This is a genomic window from Paenibacillus sp. FSL H8-0315 (assembly GCF_038005365.1).
Classification (GTDB): domain Bacteria; phylum Bacillota; class Bacilli; order Paenibacillales; family Paenibacillaceae; genus Paenibacillus_AQ; species Paenibacillus_AQ odorifer.
Map to the genome: position 1 here is coordinate 933,430 of NZ_JBBOTA010000001.1, position 17,857 is coordinate 951,286.

Genomic DNA, 17,857 nt, shown 5'->3' on the forward strand with positions numbered 1-17,857 from the left:
ACTATTGCCCCCCTGTAGCTAACGTCATGATTTTTTCTTGCGTAGCTTCTTGTTGTGATAGCTCTCCACTAATTTCCCCTTCATGAACCACTACGATCCGGTCGCTCATTCCTAAGACTTCAGGAAGCTCTGACGATACCATGATTATGGCGACTCCACGTTCCGTTAATTCGTTCATGAGCTGATAGATCTCCCGTTTAGCTCCTACGTCCACTCCACGGGTAGGTTCATCGAGGATAAGCACACTTAAGCCGATCCCAATCCATTTGGCGATGACCACCTTTTGTTGATTCCCCCCGGATAAATTCCGGACTAAAGTGGAGGAAGACTGTGTCTTGATGTGTAGCCGTTTGATAAGTATGTCTACAAATTCTTGTTCTTTTTTATCAATGATTACACCCTTAGGAGCGAAGCTATATAAATTTGTAAGCACCATATTGTCTCGAATAGAGAAATCAAGCACTAACCCTTCATCTTTACGGTCCTCCGTAACGAATCCTATCCCCGCCTTCATCGCATCATTGGGATTTCGAATCGTGACCTTTTCTCCCCGCACCATAATTTCTCCACGGTCTAACGATTCCAATCCGAATAAGGTTCTCATCATTTCTGTTCGTCCAGATCCCATTAATCCCGAGAAACCTAAGATCTCACCCGAACGAACGGAGAAATTAACATCTTTAAATTGCCCTTTTTTCGTGGCATTTTTAACTTCAAGAACAACCTCTCCGGGTTTGGAGGTACGCTCAGGAAACCGGTCGGTTAATTCACGCCCTACCATCTTCCGAACTACATCATCGAAGTTAGTCTCTGGAATGGGCTTCGTGTCTACTGTTTTCCCATCTCGCATGACCGTTATTCGGTCACATATCGTAAAAATCTCTTCCATCCGGTGCGAAATATACACGATGGAGACGCCTTCCTTTTTAAGGGAAGTTATGACTTCGAACAATTTCTGGATTTCCCGTTCGGTTAATGCCGCTGTCGGTTCGTCCATGACGATAACTTTTGCATGAGTCATAAGCGCTTTTGCAATCTCAATCATCTGTTTCTCCCCTACCGAACATTCCCCCGCCTCTTGATTTAAGGGAATCGTTACGGAGAGCTTACGAAACTGTTCATTTGCTAACGCTTTCATTTCTTTCATATTTAAGATCCCTAGTTTGGAGGTTCGTTCCTTACCAATAAACAGATTATCTAGAACTGTCATATCCGGCCACACATTCAACTCCTGATGGATAAAAGCGATCCCATAACGTTCAGCCTCTTTGGGATTGTTAAAGTATGTTTCCTGACCATCTATACTAATGGTTCCTTGATCACGCTGATGCAGTCCAATCAAAATGTTCATCAGAGTAGACTTTCCTGCGCCATTCTCTCCCATTAGGGCATGAACTTCACCATCCTTCAGCTCAAAATCCACACCCGTCAACACACGGTTAGCCCCAAAAGATTTATAAATATCCTTCATCGTAATGTGCATATGCTTTGAACCCCCTTTTTATCAAAAATAGACCCCGGCTTGTAAAATACAGTTTGCATACGGCTTAGCTTCCCCCGTACGAATGATGACCTTCGCATGCCGGGTTAACAATTTAAATTGTTCATGTGAAATCGCCTCTATAGGTATTTCCTTAAATTTGTCATTCAAGTATTCAGAAGTGCCTTTATTTTTTGCTGCTAATTCCTCTGCCACGATAACTTTCTCTATGACCATATCCTCTGATATGATTTCGACAATCTCTTGAAAGCTGGGAACTCCCAATTTAAGCGCTAAATCAATCTTTGGAACACCAGATGGAACGGGTAATCCAATATCAGCAATGACAATCGTATCGGTGTGGCCTAAATCAGTAAGCACTTTGGAAATATGACTGTTTAAGATTCCTTGTTTTTTCATAATTAAAGACTCACCTCCACCTCTACTCTTGTTGGCATGCCACCTTGGGCACCAAATTTTGTGACGGATAAAGAAGCGGCGCGATTGGCAAACTTTACACTAGTTCGAATAGACTTGCCTTCAGCTAGAGCAACAGCAAATGCCGCATTAAAAGTATCTCCTGCTCCAGTGGTATCTATAGCATTCACTTTATAGGTGGGAACTAAAACTTCCTGTTTACCATCGTAATAACGCACACCATTGCTGCCCTCGGTTATAAATAACTTATTGGGATATTTGCGTAAAGCTTCAGCAGTACTCATCTCAGGAAATAATATTGCACATTCATGTTCATTGGGAGTTAAATAGGTGGCATTGTTTATAATCGTTTCACTGATAGGCCGAGCAGGTGCTGGGTTAAGCAACATAGGCACATTGAATTTATAGCAAATCTCACTTACATAAGACACCGTCTCTTCCGGGATTTCTTGTTGGATTAATACCATGTCAGAGCCTTTAATATTCTCAAGTGCCCGTTCAACCAATGCAGGAGTAACTAAATCATTGGCTCCTTTTACAACGATAATGCTGTTATCGCCTTCCGCTAAAATGATGTGAGCTGTCCCACTTTCGACATGTGTAACCGGTTCCACATTGGCGGTAAAAACGCGATTCTTTTTCAGATTATCCATGATAGCGGTACCATAGAAATCATCACCTACACAACCAACCATCGTAACTTCTGCTCCTAGACGGGCAGCAGCGACGGCTTGGTTCGCACCCTTACCGCCCGGAACGGTGGAGAATTGTTCTCCAAGCACAGTCTCACCCGCGTGAGGCCGCTTATTCGAAGTCACTACTAAATCCATTGAACAGCTGCCAATTACACATATCTTAGCCATATTCATCAACCTTTCTCATGTTGTCATCTATTCTTTACTTCTTGTAGTTTCCCGCTCCACAAAGCTAACGGGTAGTTGAATAATCTTCTCTTCCACCTTATCTTGCTCAATTAGCTTAATAAGTAAACCCGCTGCTTCTCTACCCATATCATGTGCCGGCTGGCGAATGGTGGATAAAGCAGGTGACAACAAGCTGCTGAGCGGGATATCATCAAATCCGATGATTTGCAGATCCTGCGGCACTCTTTTACCTAAACGATGTGCTTCATGAATGACTGCCGTCGCCACAATATCATTACTGGCAATTACGCCATCCGTATCTATATATTTATCAAATAACTCCACAGCCCATTGTTCTGCTACTGTATGGGAGAAGGATGAAGTTTCGATCACATTATAGCTGATTCCCATTTCATTAAGTACTTCAATCGCCCCAAGAAATCGATCTTGTGCAGGTTTGATATGCGCCGGTCCTTGTATCACTGTAATTTTTTTGCTTCCCCGTGCGATAATCTCCTGTGCTGCAAGACGTCCGCCCTTTGTGCCATCTGCGTATACGGAAGGGCTATCATTAGAAGTACGGTCCAGAAATACAACCGGAATCTTCAAGTTAGAATAAACGTCACTCTCAGGGAAATTGGTTGACGATATCATGCCAATGACATTGTTTTGGATAAAGGTTTGAATATAATCCATCTCTTTGTCCTCGTTCTCATCACTATTGCCAAAGATGATCCGATAACCTTGCTCCTGCATCCGATCCTCTATCCCCCGCGCTAACTGCGGGAAGAAGGGGTTAGTAATATCAGGCAAGAGCAGCCCAATTAATTTAGATTTCCGCTTGTACAATGATCTTGCAACCTCATTAGGGGTATAATTCATTTCTTTGATCGCTGCCTCAACCTTTTTGCGAGTATCGATATTCACATATCCAGATTCATTTATAACCCGTGAGACTGTTGCTACCGAAACTCCAGCTATTTTTGCGACATCTTTGATCGTCATCATTCTTTCATTCATCCCCCAATGTGTAACCGGTTACATGTATTACATAAATTAGATTATCACATAACCTTTTCATTTACAAATCTTTTTTTCGAACATAAAGCTAACAAAAGATACCAACTATATATCGATATCTTTTGTTATTTGAATTTATTTATCTGCAAAGCGATTTAATAATTTTATTGTATTGAAGTGCATACCTTCATGGTAAAGTGTGAAATTTATGAATTCACCGATTGAATTTAGGGTTAATCCACTTCCTGTTGTAAGAGGGGTTACTTGCTCACTTAAGCGATTGTGAAAAGCTTCCTGGATCCGTTTAGGTTGCTCCGTAAGCATCTCAAGTAAAACTTCAAGCGTTGGCGGTTCCTCATTCCACTCGGCTGGTTTAGTCCCTTTCGCAAATAAGCGTTCAAAGCTTGCCGGCAATTGCATAAGCTCCCTAGCAGAATGAAAGGCAAACTTCTCTTGCACCAAATAAATATGTCCCAAATTCCATCGGATATTGTTATTAAACCCTTCTGGAATGCTATTCAAAGTTCCCTCAGATAGTCCCTCGACAGCACGCACAGTAACACTACGCACAAACTTAATTTGTTTGAATACAATTTGATCCATTAGGACCCCTCCTAATTTTTATCCATAGTTTACCATAAGATTATCTTTAATTTCCTAATATTATTTTATACTTAATTGTTTCATAACGAGCGTAATAAACGACTGCATATAACTTTCTTGAAGTTCCTTCTTTCTGTAGCCCATCCATATCGAATGCTTGGAGACTACATTTTTTTCTACTGCTATTTTAGCTAATGTTCCCTGATCAAGATAAGGTTTCGCCAACAAAGCAGATACATAACTAATTCCATAACCGGCAATGACAGCTTGAATAACTTCATTCACTCCATTAAATTGAAGCCCAATCGTTGGCTGCTGTACACTTCTTTCTTCACACAACCGGACAAGCCGCTCTCTGGCTGCACTGCCCTCTTCCCTCATAATAAATGCTTCAGACATCACTTCTTCAAAACTAACCTGCTGATTGGCAATAGGGTGATGGGAAGAAACCACGAATATATACTCGTCCCTATATAACTCCCGATGTTCGAACACTCCTGTATTATGCGAAGGAAACTCCATATCACTGTAAATCGCCACGTCTGCTTCAAAATTATTTAATTTTCCCATGACACCATGAGAATTAGTAGTAGTGATCTGAATGTTAACTTCCGGAAAAGATTGTTTGAATAATGACGCCCACCGGGGAATGAGGATGCTTGTCGCTAAATAATTACCTGCAATCCGCAGATTCCCCTCAGGAAATTTGTGATAGTCTTCGATGATTTGCTGGACTTGATCACCCATGGCAAAAAACTTCTCAAGAGGTTCGATTAACCTTTTTCCTAAAGGGGTGAGCACCATCCTCTTTCCTTTAATTTCAAATAATAAAATATGATTCTCCCGTTCAAACTTACGGATTTGCGCTGATATAGCGGGTTGACTGATATGCAAACGTTCAGAGGCTTTGGTCACACTACCTGTGATCGCAACGTAATAAAACAATTTTAATACATGATAGTTCATCGTGATCTCTTCCTCACTTCATAAAATAATATCAGTATTCGCCGCTTATCCTCAGCCATTTTACTATAACTATACATTATGGATGTTAACTATTATATATTGTTTATTTATATTTATTTATCTTATACTTACAACTATTCATAAGGGAGGTCACGTTAATGACAAAGACAGTATTATACTTAACCCGCCACGGGCAAACAGAATGGAATTTACAAAAACGAATGCAAGGGCATCAAAATTCTGCGCTTACAGCCTTGGGCGAACAGCAGGCGGAATGGTTAAGAGATCGTTTGGAAGTAGAAAACTTAGGCGCAATTTATTCTAGTACTAGTCCAAGAGCATTGCATACTGCGCAGATTTTACGGGGAAAGCGGAGTTTACCTATTCATCAGCAAGTTTCTTTAATGGAAATTAACATGGGGAGCTGGGAAGGAATGAATACGGATCAGATACAACTAGAATCCCCTTTACAATATTTCCATTTTTTCACCAGACCCGATCTATATATTCCTCTAACCTCAGGTGAAACTTACAAGCAGCTTGAACAAAGAGTAGTGCCGACAATGGAGCGCATCATAAACGATAACGTAGGGCTAGAAGTGCTCATCGTCACGCATCGGATGACTTTAAAAGTTATTATGGCTTATTTTCTCAATAAATCATTGCAGGAAATTGGGGAGTTACCGGATATTCTCTCTACAGCATTATGTAAAGTAACCCTAACTGATAACAATACAACCATTGATCTGTATGGAGATACTTCACATTATCAATGACTATGGGTCAAAAAATAAAAAGGTAACTCCGATTAACGGGGCTACCTTTATAGGGTTCAACATTAAATATCCACACTTTTGATTATAAAACTGCGGACCTTCATCCATTTGCCTGAAATGAATTCATCAATCGTTTTCGTCTTTGGTCTAACGCAAAAGCGATGTTTTTCCCCTTTATCAAAGCCCACAGCTTCAAAAATTAGGCTATCCCCTATTTGCTCCTTGAAGAACACCTGCTTTAATCCCAACCTATTTAACATTTCAAGCTTTACGCTCTCAATATATGTGCGCGAATACTCCTTAGACATATGTGTTCCTCCTAGTAGTGGTAGTAATATTATAAGTCAATATGAAGAAAATCAACAATAGTTCATATATTCATCCACAAAAAACAACCAGGCAGCGATTCTCCGTTGGAGGTTCACTGCCTGGTGTTTTGGGTCTGCGGTGGTTTGCTTGAGTAGGTTACGAGCTAAGCTTAATCATTTGTAGCTTTCGGATACCCACTCCGTTGTAACGCACTATCTTGGTGAAATTTGTAAGATAACTGCATTCTATACACTTATTCCATATCCACAAGGGCTAATTCTAACTTTAAGTGTATTCTATACAATTAAAAACTAGAGAAGTAGCCTGTAGAGTATTAAATCAAGAAAAATTGATGTACTAAATACAGCTATTTTTATTGGCTGGGCGTTTTGAGCATTTTAGTTGTACAAAATACAGTTAAAACCATCTACTGTACACTTCAATACTCCATTACCTGTTACTTCAAAGCTTCCGTCGGCTCTCATATGGTAACTAGATGGGGTGTAGTCCATTATGAGTTTGCCCATTCATACTGATTCCTTTTTCCTGAACCTATCCGAATAATTCTATCTATTTAGTCCTTCAACTTCTACATCTAACTAATCGAAAACATCACTAACTTATTTAACTTCAGTTGCCCCAGTCACTTTACCTTCAATCCCTGCAGTTGCTTTCACATCTTCGTTTGCGAAGTAAAGATTTCCATCAATAGTCGAGGTTTCATGCAGATTAAATCCGTTCGCTTCTACATAAACATCACCTTTAATGGTTCCGCCTTGAACTCGTAAATTTTCACTTTGTACAGTTAACTTAGGTACAGTGAGTGTGTAATTGGCAGTAACTTTGTGATCAGCGTCTTGGGCATAAAGAGCAATCTTACGGTAGATGTCGCCGTCTGCGGCCCCTTTATCATGGAATTCGCCTTCAACAACAACATCTTGGGCAATCGTCACATCATTTAGAATGGCAATAATCCAATTTCCATCTTTACTTACAGCCTTGGTAAACGCATCTGCTTGATTTACGATTGAAGCTGTAGTAACTGCATCCGTTTGCTCTGTAGTTGGAGCCGTAGTAGCCGCCGAATTAGTCGCATTATTATTATTCGCACCACAACCAGACAAGACTGCAACCGAGACGCCTGCTACTAACATCATTTTAAATAACTTCATTTGAAATCCCCCTTGTTTTTGATTATAAATTAATTATATATTAAAATTTTTAATAAACAGGTGAAAATTTTCACAATATTGTGTCGTTATCTGAAGCGGTTTCACAAAGATCACTCCTTTCCATCCGGAATCGTATCCATAAGTAACACCTCATCTCGCTGCCCGTTTTAAGTTCATAGATCTTAATACTTATTTACCCAAATTTTAAGAAAGGTCACAAAGGTGATTAATTCCACACAAAAAGGACACTCCCAACAACTGCGGAAGTATCCTCATAATCTTTATTACTATAAATCTTTAGATTAGATATCCTCTTGAAAAAGATATGGAACCATCATACTCTACACTTACTTTTTTAATGTTAGGTTTATGCAAAACATCAGCATAAAAATAATACAGCGGAGGGATGACCATTGGGTCAATGAGCATTTTTTCAGCTTTTGCATAAAGCTTGTTTCGTATAATTTAGCTTAAGACGATTATCAAGCAGATCTTCCCAGAGTTGAATCTCAAGGGCTACATTCTTCCATTTCTAGCAACTTAGCAGGGTCATCTAACTGCTCACTCCCCCCCATTGACGCTTTAGAATCAGAATGTTAATCTTTAGAAAATATCACAAGGATAAGGGAGCTATTTACTGGTGAAAAAGACAACCATGAAGGACATCGCACTTCGTGCCAATGTCTCCGTCGCAACAGTGAGCTATGTTCTGAATCGTGTCGGCAACCAAACCATTCCTGAGAAAACGCGCCAGCAGATTCTTCAGCTTGCCGAGGAACTGCATTACATACCGAATCTGGCAGCACGTTCACTTGCGAATCAGAAAACAAGATTGGTCGGTGTGCTTGTTAACACATCAGCCCATACCCCACACTGGAAGCTCCATGCCCAGTTCTCATTTATACATGCCTTGGAACAACGGTTAACAAATGCTGGTTACCATACGCTGCTATATTCACTTGATGTTGACCAGCCTTCTTTGGATATTATCGTAGAAAGAAAGCTGGAGGCTGTATTTCTGATCGATGTGCGCGAGGAAGCCTTTTATTCGATCTCCAAGCATTTTGTAGAAGGAATTCCTTTGATTCTGATCGACAGCATGATAGAAGATAAACTCTTTAAGCAAGTCTTTTTCAACTATCGAGCAGCTCTGCAAAAGGTAAAACCACAGGACCTTTCACAGGTATGTTTAATTATGGAGAGCTTCAATAACTCTTTCCTCACCCGCTTTATTCAGGACAGTCTTCCATTACCTGAAGAAGCGATATTCACCGTTGTCAATTTGGAGGAATTAAATACATTCTTACAGGAGGGGGGCTATAAAGAGGCCATTGTCATTAATGAGTTTATTGGAAGTTACGTTGAAAAAAACGGGAGGTTCGAACAACTCTCTGTTCTTTGCACCTGCAATTGTCCGGAAATATTAGGAGATGACGTTCATAAATTCATTTTCACAGGGGATAAAGCGGCTACTGCATTTGAACTCATGGACAAATTATTGCATCATTCTGACTACTCCGCACAAGAAAATAATTGTTATTTTGTAGAATAATTTTTTTGGCTATTCACTTAAGCGTTTAAGTTGAAAGGAGCATAACTTATGCCTGGTCCTGTATTAGTGAAACAAGTTCCCCCTGCTGTTCAAGCTCATCCCTCTCTTTGGGGAAATCGGAGATTCCTGCTGCTACTCAGTTCGTACTCCATTTCCTTGTTCGGTAACACTTTTCATAGTATTGCTTTAAGTTTATGGGTACTGCAAACGACCGGCAGCGCCAAAATGATTGCCATCATCACGATAATCAATTTATTGCTTAGTTCTTTGCTCGGATCGATAGGGGGAACTTTTGCGGATAGGGTCAACCGTCGAACCCTCATGCTGATCACAGATCTGATAAGTTGCGGACTCGTAGTGACGCTAGCTTTAGCCATTTCCCTGCCCTCTACTTCGTTCATTATCGTCGCCATACTGACGGGTCTTACGACCATTTCAGCTTTATTCCAGTCTCCGGCATACCAAGCTTCTATCACTACTGTTGTTGGTAAAGAACATCTACAAAAAGCGGTAGGAATGTTGAACTTGTCTGAAAACATCTGCCGGACTATTGGTTACTCCGCCGGTGGGATTTTCGTAGCGAGTTTTGGAGCAGCCGACGCTATTTTATTTGATGGAGCTACATTCTTCCTCTCCTTTCTGCTCGTGTTAGCGGTCCGTTCCCTTCCTTTGCCAACTCAATTAAATAACGTGCCCAAGAAAGAACGGAAATTCACACAGGATTTGATCGATGGAATTCACTATATTTGGAGGTACCCTTTTGCACGCGCCGTTATGATTATGCTTCCTACCTTAACCTTATTTTTTGTCCCCTCCCTGATGTTGACCCAGGTTATGGCTGTCAACGTGTGGGATTCCACTCCCTTTCAGTTTGGACTTATTGAAGCCTGTATTCCACTTGGTTATATGATCGGATCCGGTCTGATCTTGCTGCTCGGCTCCAAATTGAAAAACAGAGGTTTCCTTATTATGACTGGACTGCTATGTCTCGGTCCCCTGTACCTCCTGTTATCATTCGTCACTTCCGCTGCGATTGCCATTCCTATCATTCTTGTGATTGGCTTCATGTTCTCATTCTCCACGTTGCTGATTAATACAATCCTTAGGCTGGAAGTTTCAGAAGACATCCAGGGTAGGGTGTTCGGTGTATTAGGTTCTATCATGAGTGTAGCCCCATCCATTGGTCTTACTGCTGTCTCATCCTTGTCTGATCTCTTCAGCCCTGGTCCTGTCATGGGTTCAATCGGAGTCTTACTGCTGCTGTTTGCCTTATCAACTATCACTAAATTAAAGGTAATTCGAAACTACAAGTAATTTCAGAACGTATCCTGTGTTCTTTATCGCCCTCTTTTTCTAATAACGCGTCTAAGATGAAGCTCAAACAGTAATAGAACAACCAGAAAAATCAATAACAGGAGACCCGCTATTCCAGTTAGAAATGGAAATAGGAGTGGGAAGAAAATACTAGGATAGGCCTTAGTAACATCTGAATAATAGCCCATACCCATAAGGGAGGTACCGGAGAACTCGATTAGCTTGACGCCTAAATGATTGTTGCTTCTTTGCGCATAGCTGAGAACCTCTTCGTCTACTTCTCCGTCTTGTGCAATCGTGATGATTTTCCATTTTCTTGTTTCCATGGGTTGACTATCGTCGGTCAGTCTTTGGACTATATTTATTTGATTCTCACCAGTCTTTCGGTCCTTTACTGTGAGAATATCTATCCACGAAAAATATCGGCTGCCTCTGTCCCGATTGGATAGCCATATTTCATCAGGGGTGGAGATTTTTTGATCATTTAATAAGAACTGAACTTTGACAATATCACCAGGCGGGACCTTCTCCTCTTCATCCCATGGGGTCAACTCTGCTTTCCTGCCTGTTTTTTCTTCCCTGATTTTAATATTCTTATCATCAACCGTTATCTCTTGTACGTTTATTGGGTTATATTCTTTTTCAGCATGCTTTATCTCATAACGCTGATTAATTTGATCAGAGATTATGTACTCACGTATATAGTTGAACAATGGGTTAAAAGAAATCGCCAGCAAAAATAGCGAGACGCCAGATATAACTATAAACTTCTTCATAAGTCCTCCTTTTTAACGTACAGTCAGTTTAAACTTTTGGCGTGAACCCCCTTCCGGTCCATCGGAACACACTCATCCATTTATATCTTCCATCGTAGCGTTAATAACATTCATAAATAAGTTCTCCTTTAATAGATTAGGCACTACCTTCCTCTAAATCTCCCAACCATAATAAACATTGTGGAATAAAATCAGCGTAGTCGTGTAATGCATTAATCGTACGGATTACCTCACGAGTACCCAGCTCCCGTTCTGCGTCATCCGAGCTCTCCAGTCCTAGCGAACGTCTGATATTGTAAACTAACCATTCTAATTTTCCCAAAAAGCCATAGTTGAGCACAACCTGCCAATCCGCATAAATCTCTCCGCCATGCTCCAGATAGCTGTTAATCAAATTTGAGAATGCCTTTTTGCTTAAATCTCCCGATACAGAACCCGACCAATATAAAGCTACATCTATCAGCTCTAACGTCGGATGAATAGGTCCTGCTGCTTCCCAATCGATTATTATTGGAACTTTCCGCTCATCCCACAAGACATTTTTGGGGTCTAAATCCCGATGGCTGATAACATAATGATTCGTCAATAGACTCGCTGAAGAATGAATCAATGACTCCCAATTCTCTATCTTATGCAGGTGATCTGCCAGCAAGCTTGACCATTCTGCACCCTGCTGCTCTCCTTTGAGAGCAAGCTCCTTCCAATTGGCAACTGCAGCATTAGACGCTTTAAGCGTTTCAAAGTGATGATCATCCGTTCCCTGTGAGAAATCGATGATGTGGAGCTGCGCAAGAATTGCCCCAATCTTTTTACAACAATCTAAATCTATTTCATCTAAAGGTAATGCCTTCCCCTGAACCCATGGAAACAATAAATAAAATTGCCCTTCAACCTCATGCATACTACTGCCATTAGATACGATTGCCGGAACAGCATGGATCCCCTTTTGATAAGCCAGATTCGCAACCATTTCAGAAAAAATATAATTGGACATTGCTGTATCTCGTTGCATAATTTGAGGATTTAAGGCCTTTACTGCGTATTGCGCTTTATCCGTTTGCAGGCGATACATTCTGTGCAAGAGTCCGCCTGTTATCGGTTCAGGTTCATTCATCAACAGACCCAGATTATATTTGGCACAAAGTGTAGCGAATTTTAAATTATAGCTTATATTTTCCATGTTATGTATTCCTTTCTGTGTGAGTAAAGTCGTACTCATTTAAAATGGTTCAAGTAAATTTAAAACATATTTTTATCTTTATGAAATATTATGTACTGTTCACTATGACATCCTGTGTAACCCTCGTGAACCAAAAATGAAAAGGAGGCTTCGTTAATGAGTAAGCGGTTACATCAATCAGGGTATCTTGTAATCATTTGGTTTTTAGTCTTTACCTTAGGGACGGCAGCTTTTGGCTCTCTTTCCTCTGTGTCGGCAGCATCTGCCCGGCAAGCGGAAAAGCTGAATCGGGGACTAGTAGCAGTGAAGGTATCCAGCGGTGTATTTGTGAGCTGGCGGCTACTCGGAACAGAAGAACTGTCGGTTTCTTTTAATTTATACCGCAATGGCACAAAAGTAAACGTTACCCCAATCACGGACAGCACGAATTATCAGGATAACGCCGGCACAACTTCGTCTAGCTATACAGTTCGAGCAATCGTTGGCGGTATTGAGCAATCTGATTCCCCAGCAGCAAATATATGGGCAAACAATTATTTGGACGTTCCAATTCAAATTCCAGCTGGCGGCACTACGCCAGATGGCGTAAGTTATACCTATAGTGCCAATGATGCCAGCGTGGGCGACTTAGACGGTGACGGGGAATATGAAATCGTGTTGAAGTGGGATCCTTCCAATTCCAAAGACAACTCGCAAAGTGGCTATACAGGCAACGTCTATCTGGATGCCTATAAGCTGAATGGAACTCGGCTATGGCGAATTGATCTGGGTAAAAATATTCGGGCTGGCGCACATTATACTCAATTTCTAGTCTATGATTTCAATGGTGATGGTAAAGCCGAAGTAGTCTGCAAAACAGCAGACGGTACGGTTGACGGAGTTGGCGTAACCCTTGGAAACGCAAGTGCAGATTATCGCAATTCCAGTGGATATATCCTGACCGGACCTGAATATCTGAGTGTATTTTCCGGACAAACGGGCAAAGCCTTAACCACGATTGATTATGTTCCTGCCAGAGGAACGGTATCCAGTTGGGGTGACAATTACGGCAATCGAGTAGACCGCTTTTTAGCAGGAGTAGCCTATCTGGATGGAGTACATCCAAGCATCATTATGGCACGTGGTTATTATACACGCACAGTCGTTGTAGCTTTTGACTGGAATGGCAGTGCTTTGACCCGTAAATGGACCTTTGATAGCAATAGCTCCACCAATGCTGGAACCGCCGGTCAAGGTAATCATAGCTTAAGTGTAGCCGATGTGGATAACGATGGTAAGGATGAGATCATTTATGGTGCCTTAACCATTGATAATAACGGTGCGACCTTATACAATACAGGGCTGGGTCATGGAGACGCGCTGCATGTAGGTGATTTAAATCCGAACCGCCCCGGTCTCGAAGTTTTTAAAGTCATGGAAAATACTAGTTCTCCCTATGGTGCTGCGGTATGGGATGCTGCAAACGGGACGGTCTTATGGGGTGTATACACGGGAAAAGATACCGGCCGGGGGATGGCTGCCGATATTGATCCCAATTATCCCGGGGAAGAGGTATGGGCTCACGGCGTTGGCCTATACTCCATTACAGGCACCAAAATAAGCAGCTCAATGCCTTCTGTGAATTTTGGGATCTGGTGGGATGGCGACTTGTCCCGCGAACTGCTGGATGGTGTCAAGATCGATAAATGGAACCCTGCAAGCAACTCCGTTACCAATTTATTAACCGGAGCGAGCGTAGCATCCAACAATAGTACCAAAGCAACGCCAAGCCTACAGGCCGACCTGCTTGGAGACTGGCGCGAAGAGGCTATCTGGAGAAAGTCCGATAACTCGGCTCTACGAATCTATACAACTACGAACATCACCACTAATAAAATATATACCTTAATGCATGATCCAGTATATCGGTTAAGCATTGCCTGGCAGAATACAGCTTACAATCAACCTCCGCACACAGGATTTTTCCTAGGCAACGGTATGGCCACTGTGTCTAAACCCAATATCTACGTAGTGCCGTAAGCTTTCTAAAGAATCAGTAAGTGAACAAAAAAGCAATTGCTGTTATCCGGATGTGCCGGGGCAACTGCTTTTTTGTTCGGTTTATACCAGCATCAGCAATGATCGAGGTGCGTTAATAGTTTTTTTAATTGTTTAATGCCTTCGCATTGAGTGGTTATTATTGCATATAGGATAGGTTTTAGTGCTGGGCAGATATTAAACTGCAAAACGTTGTTTGACATTCGTACAGCGCTAGATCCCCAATCAGAATCCCAGCTTTAATAGCCAGGCCGCAAGCTTCTCCTCCCGCCTTTTCAATTCACCATCTACGCGATTATATTTTCCAAGCCGTTGCTCAGCTGCAATGCTGCCATCTAGCATATACAAGACACGCTCAGCTTGAGCAGCGACTTTAGCATCATGTGTGGCGATTATAAGCGTTGTTCCTGATTGATTAATATCTGCTAATATGTCCATGATTTCACTAGCTGCTTTTGAGTTAAGCGCCCCGGTTGGCTCATCGCCAAATAATATATCTGGCTGATTAATGAGTGCTCTGCAGATTGCTGCTCTTTGTAATTGTCCTCCTGACACCTGTGTAATATCACGTTCAGCCAGCGCAGATATTCCTGTTTTGTTCATTAACTCAGCTGCTCTTTTATTGATAGTTCTACGGCTGCTGGTTCTCGCCCGATAAGCAGACAGGATGATATTGTCGTGGATATTCAAGTTTTTTAACAGATGCATTTGCTGAAAAATAAAGCCCATATGCTTTAAGCGCAGACCGGCTAATTCGTTCTCTGAAACTCCGCTGATCTCCTGCCCTTTAAAAATAACACTTCCCTCTGTCAACTTATCCATCCCGCTGATCGTATACAGCAATGTTGATTTTCCTGAACCAGAAGGTCCCATGACAGCTATGAATTCCCCCTGAGACACCTGAAGCTGAATATCCTTTAATATCGACTGCGGAGTTCCTTGCCCTGTTGAATAACTTTTTTTTAACCCTTTCGTCTCTAATATGAACATTCTGCCACCTCCTATCATTCGGCAATTAGTTTGGCTATACTGGATTTTCTGATTGAGATCGTGCTTGTTACGGTGGTGAGCGCTACAATCAGCATGAAAAGTAGAGGAAGCATAAGATAGGCTACCGCCGGATTGACTACAAACTGTATCTTAGAAGCCCCCATGAAAGAGCCTAGCATTTGAGCAATTTTTTGCCCAAGAGTGTTAGCCGCAAAAGTACCAAGAATGACGCCCAGCCCTGATATTATCAGCATCCTTACCAGGTATTGCCTACGAATATCTCCTAACGTAAAGCCAACACTTCTCAAAATAGCGGTTTGCGAAGAATCCTTGGCAAGCAGCATTTTCAGAAATAAAGAGGTAATCAATATCGAAATCGAAAATGCGATAACGATGGATAAGCCTGTAACCAGCTTCAATTGGCGAATTGTATTTCCTAATGTCTGAGCTAAATAGCTTTGCAGATGAGTGATTTTTGCTGGATAAAATAATTTGGTGTACTGATCCATTTTTGCCTGGACGGAAATTCCCGGATTCACATCCAAAGCTACTACATACCAGAGAACCGTCTTCGAATCATATGGCAATTGCGCTTTTGCGGTTCGGCCACCATTAGTTATATCCTGATAGATCCCGCTAACGGTCAATTTTATTGCCACCCCAGCAACCTCTAAATGAACGATATCCCCCACCTTTTTATTCAGTTCCTTGGCGTTCAGGTCAGAAAGAGCGATCTCACTTGCACTTCTAGGAGTTCCTCCATGAACATACGAGAGCGGAAAAATAGTAAAGTCACCGGTTTCAACATTTAGCGATTCCCATACACCATCACTACCTAATACCTTAAATCTAGAAGTAATCAGTGGAGAAAATTTAGAGATGTCCGGGTCATTTTCAAGCTTGGTTATCATCTCATTAAAACGCTTCTCTATTTGGCTCGATTGCTGCAAATCAATGCGAATATCGCTCTGACCGACGCCCATATAAGAAACAAACCGGGGAGACTGAAGGGTATTCAATATATTCACTGGCACTAGAACGATAAACAAACTGATCACAAATACGAAGAACAATAATCCGTACATGGTGAAGCGCCCGTAAACATCTTTTACCCCGAGAAAAGCATTCACGTTAACAAATTTACGCTTGCTAAGTGAAAATCTGCTTGTGTTCATCCTTGCTTCACCCCTCGTACCTGACCGTAAAGCTTCTACAACCGTGATGCGATTAAAGCGTCTAAGAATCATCCGGCAAAAGAATACAACAACTCCAAAGATCAAACCTACCGCCAGGACAGGAACAAAATAATGAAGGATACTGGCAGGAGCAACGCCCAAATACAAAGTAATATTAGCTGTAAACAAACGAACCACACCTAAAGACAGTAAATATCCACATACAGAGGCGACGGCTGCCATCACGATATATTTTGCTAAATAAATGCTGCGAATATCTTGCTGCGTGATCCCAATCGCTTTCATGACACCTATCTCTCTGTAATCCTCTTCCAAGGTAGCGATCATCGTAAATCTGAGACATAAAATAGCAATCAGCATCAGCAGAACACTTACCAAAATAATAACAACTGCGATAATCCCGTCCGTCAGTGCATTCAGCGTTTTAAATAAAGGATAGTCAATGGAGGGGCCTTTATTGGGCAGATTTGAGGATTGATACTCATTGCGGAAATCATTGAGCTTAGATAGATCTGTAAGCTGAAATTCAATCAGGTATTCAGGTTCGCCGAGCTGTTGTTTAAGCGCTGTAAAGTCAGCAGCATTTACGACAAAACGTTTGGAGCTGACCATGGCTGGATTCATTTGGACATCCCTTACAAAATCAGTAATCACAAACTTTTTATCGAACTGTTCACCTAGAACGCTAACTACGTCGCCGATTTTCAGATTCTTTTGCTTCATATAATAAATGGGGACAGCGATTTCTCCTGCCGATACCTCAATCACCTTGTTCTCTAAATTCAGCAGCAAATCAAACGAAGGGTTCTGCTCTACAAAGCCGATATCCATCACGCTGTTTGCTTCCGAGCCTTGGTTACTGCCTAGGTAAACGTTAGATCCATCCAAGTTAAGCATCTCTACGGTTTGTTGATCTTTCACCAGTGGATTAGCGGCTGTAAAGCTCTCGATTGCTGAGCTGTCGATTTGTCCTGCGTGCATCTGCACGAAATGAGGGGCTTTGGATTTAATCAATAGCTGATTCAAGGACCCCGACAATTCTATAATCACTTGCGACGCTGAAGCAACAAGCAAAGCCGATAACATGATAAACACAAATAATCCGAAGGTAATGATTTTATTGCGTTGAAGGTCTCTTTTTACAATTCGTAGCAGCATTGACGGGCCTTCTCCTCTCTAATTCAT

16 protein-coding genes are annotated in these 17,857 nt (G+C 41.6%); 4 read left to right on the forward strand and 12 right to left on the reverse strand.

Going from position 1 to position 17,857, the window contains the following annotated elements; translation table 11 throughout:
• Position 1: 1 nt before the first annotated feature.
• The 6 genes from MHB56_RS04020 to MHB56_RS04045 form a co-directional block, all read right to left on the reverse strand.
• Positions 2-1,483 carry a sugar ABC transporter ATP-binding protein gene (locus tag MHB56_RS04020; protein WP_076218180.1) on the reverse strand — a complete coding sequence of 494 codons (1,482 nt, stop codon included), beginning with the start codon at positions 1,481-1,483 and terminating at the stop codon, positions 2-4.
• A 21-nt stretch (positions 1,484-1,504) separates the two neighbouring features.
• Positions 1,505-1,900 (reverse strand): D-ribose pyranase, encoded by a 396-nt coding sequence (gene rbsD / locus MHB56_RS04025; protein ID WP_076183047.1) that lies wholly within the window; start codon positions 1,898-1,900, stop codon positions 1,505-1,507.
• 2 nt (positions 1,901-1,902) lie between these two features.
• Positions 1,903-2,781: a ribokinase gene (gene rbsK / locus MHB56_RS04030; protein WP_076201458.1), complete on the reverse strand. Its 879-nt coding sequence runs from the start codon at positions 2,779-2,781 to the stop codon at positions 1,903-1,905.
• Between the two features lie 27 nt (positions 2,782-2,808).
• Positions 2,809-3,789: a LacI family DNA-binding transcriptional regulator gene (locus MHB56_RS04035; protein ID WP_341143286.1), complete on the reverse strand. Its 981-nt coding sequence runs from the start codon at positions 3,787-3,789 to the stop codon at positions 2,809-2,811.
• A 147-nt stretch (positions 3,790-3,936) separates the two neighbouring features.
• Positions 3,937-4,404: a DinB family protein gene (locus tag MHB56_RS04040; RefSeq protein WP_076127369.1), complete on the reverse strand. Its 468-nt coding sequence runs from the start codon at positions 4,402-4,404 to the stop codon at positions 3,937-3,939.
• A 60-nt stretch (positions 4,405-4,464) separates the two neighbouring features.
• Complete coding sequence (locus tag MHB56_RS04045; protein ID WP_341143287.1) at positions 4,465-5,370, reverse strand: LysR family transcriptional regulator; 906 nt, start codon at positions 5,368-5,370, stop codon at positions 4,465-4,467.
• A gap of 158 nt (positions 5,371-5,528) precedes the next feature.
• On the opposite strand from MHB56_RS04045, the gene MHB56_RS04050 reads away from it, so the two are divergent.
• A complete protein-coding gene (locus tag MHB56_RS04050; RefSeq protein ID WP_341143288.1) occupies positions 5,529-6,146 on the forward strand; it encodes a histidine phosphatase family protein in 618 nt (205 codons plus the stop codon).
• A gap of 62 nt (positions 6,147-6,208) precedes the next feature.
• Here MHB56_RS04050 and MHB56_RS04055 read toward each other — a convergent pair whose 3' ends face one another.
• Together MHB56_RS04055 and MHB56_RS04060 are read right to left on the reverse strand one after the other, a co-directional pair.
• A complete protein-coding gene (locus MHB56_RS04055) occupies positions 6,209-6,454 on the reverse strand; it encodes a hypothetical protein (RefSeq protein ID WP_341143289.1) in 246 nt (81 codons plus the stop codon).
• Between the two features lie 621 nt (positions 6,455-7,075).
• Positions 7,076-7,627: a polymer-forming cytoskeletal protein gene (locus MHB56_RS04060; protein ID WP_076183054.1), complete on the reverse strand. Its 552-nt coding sequence runs from the start codon at positions 7,625-7,627 to the stop codon at positions 7,076-7,078.
• A 640-nt stretch (positions 7,628-8,267) separates the two neighbouring features.
• Here MHB56_RS04060 and MHB56_RS04065 point away from each other — a divergent pair.
• Positions 8,268-9,179, forward strand: coding sequence for a LacI family DNA-binding transcriptional regulator (locus tag MHB56_RS04065; protein WP_341143290.1), 912 nt, complete (start codon positions 8,268-8,270; stop codon positions 9,177-9,179).
• 48 nt (positions 9,180-9,227) lie between these two features.
• Positions 9,228-10,493, forward strand: coding sequence for an MFS transporter (locus MHB56_RS04070; RefSeq protein ID WP_341143291.1), 1,266 nt, complete (start codon positions 9,228-9,230; stop codon positions 10,491-10,493).
• A gap of 23 nt (positions 10,494-10,516) precedes the next feature.
• Here MHB56_RS04070 and MHB56_RS04075 read toward each other — a convergent pair whose 3' ends face one another.
• Both MHB56_RS04075 and MHB56_RS04080 read right to left on the reverse strand, forming a co-directional pair.
• A complete protein-coding gene (locus MHB56_RS04075) occupies positions 10,517-11,269 on the reverse strand; it encodes a hypothetical protein (RefSeq protein ID WP_280753048.1) in 753 nt (250 codons plus the stop codon).
• 136 nt (positions 11,270-11,405) lie between these two features.
• The gene (locus tag MHB56_RS04080) at positions 11,406-12,449 is read right to left on the reverse strand and encodes a phosphotransferase (protein ID WP_341143292.1); all 1,044 of its coding nucleotides are present in this window, start codon (positions 12,447-12,449) and stop codon (positions 11,406-11,408) included.
• A 156-nt stretch (positions 12,450-12,605) separates the two neighbouring features.
• Between MHB56_RS04080 and MHB56_RS04085 the strand changes: the two genes are divergently transcribed.
• Entirely contained in the window at positions 12,606-14,468 is a 1,863-nt protein-coding gene (locus MHB56_RS04085; RefSeq protein ID WP_248548540.1) for a rhamnogalacturonan lyase, read from the forward strand.
• A 243-nt stretch (positions 14,469-14,711) separates the two neighbouring features.
• On the opposite strand, the gene MHB56_RS04090 is transcribed toward MHB56_RS04085, so the two are convergent.
• Both MHB56_RS04090 and MHB56_RS04095 read right to left on the reverse strand, forming a co-directional pair.
• A complete protein-coding gene (locus MHB56_RS04090; RefSeq protein ID WP_076183071.1) occupies positions 14,712-15,476 on the reverse strand; it encodes an ABC transporter ATP-binding protein in 765 nt (254 codons plus the stop codon).
• A gap of 14 nt (positions 15,477-15,490) precedes the next feature.
• The gene (locus MHB56_RS04095) at positions 15,491-17,830 is read right to left on the reverse strand and encodes an ABC transporter permease (RefSeq protein ID WP_341143293.1); all 2,340 of its coding nucleotides are present in this window, start codon (positions 17,828-17,830) and stop codon (positions 15,491-15,493) included.
• Between the last annotated feature and the right edge of the window lie 27 nt (positions 17,831-17,857).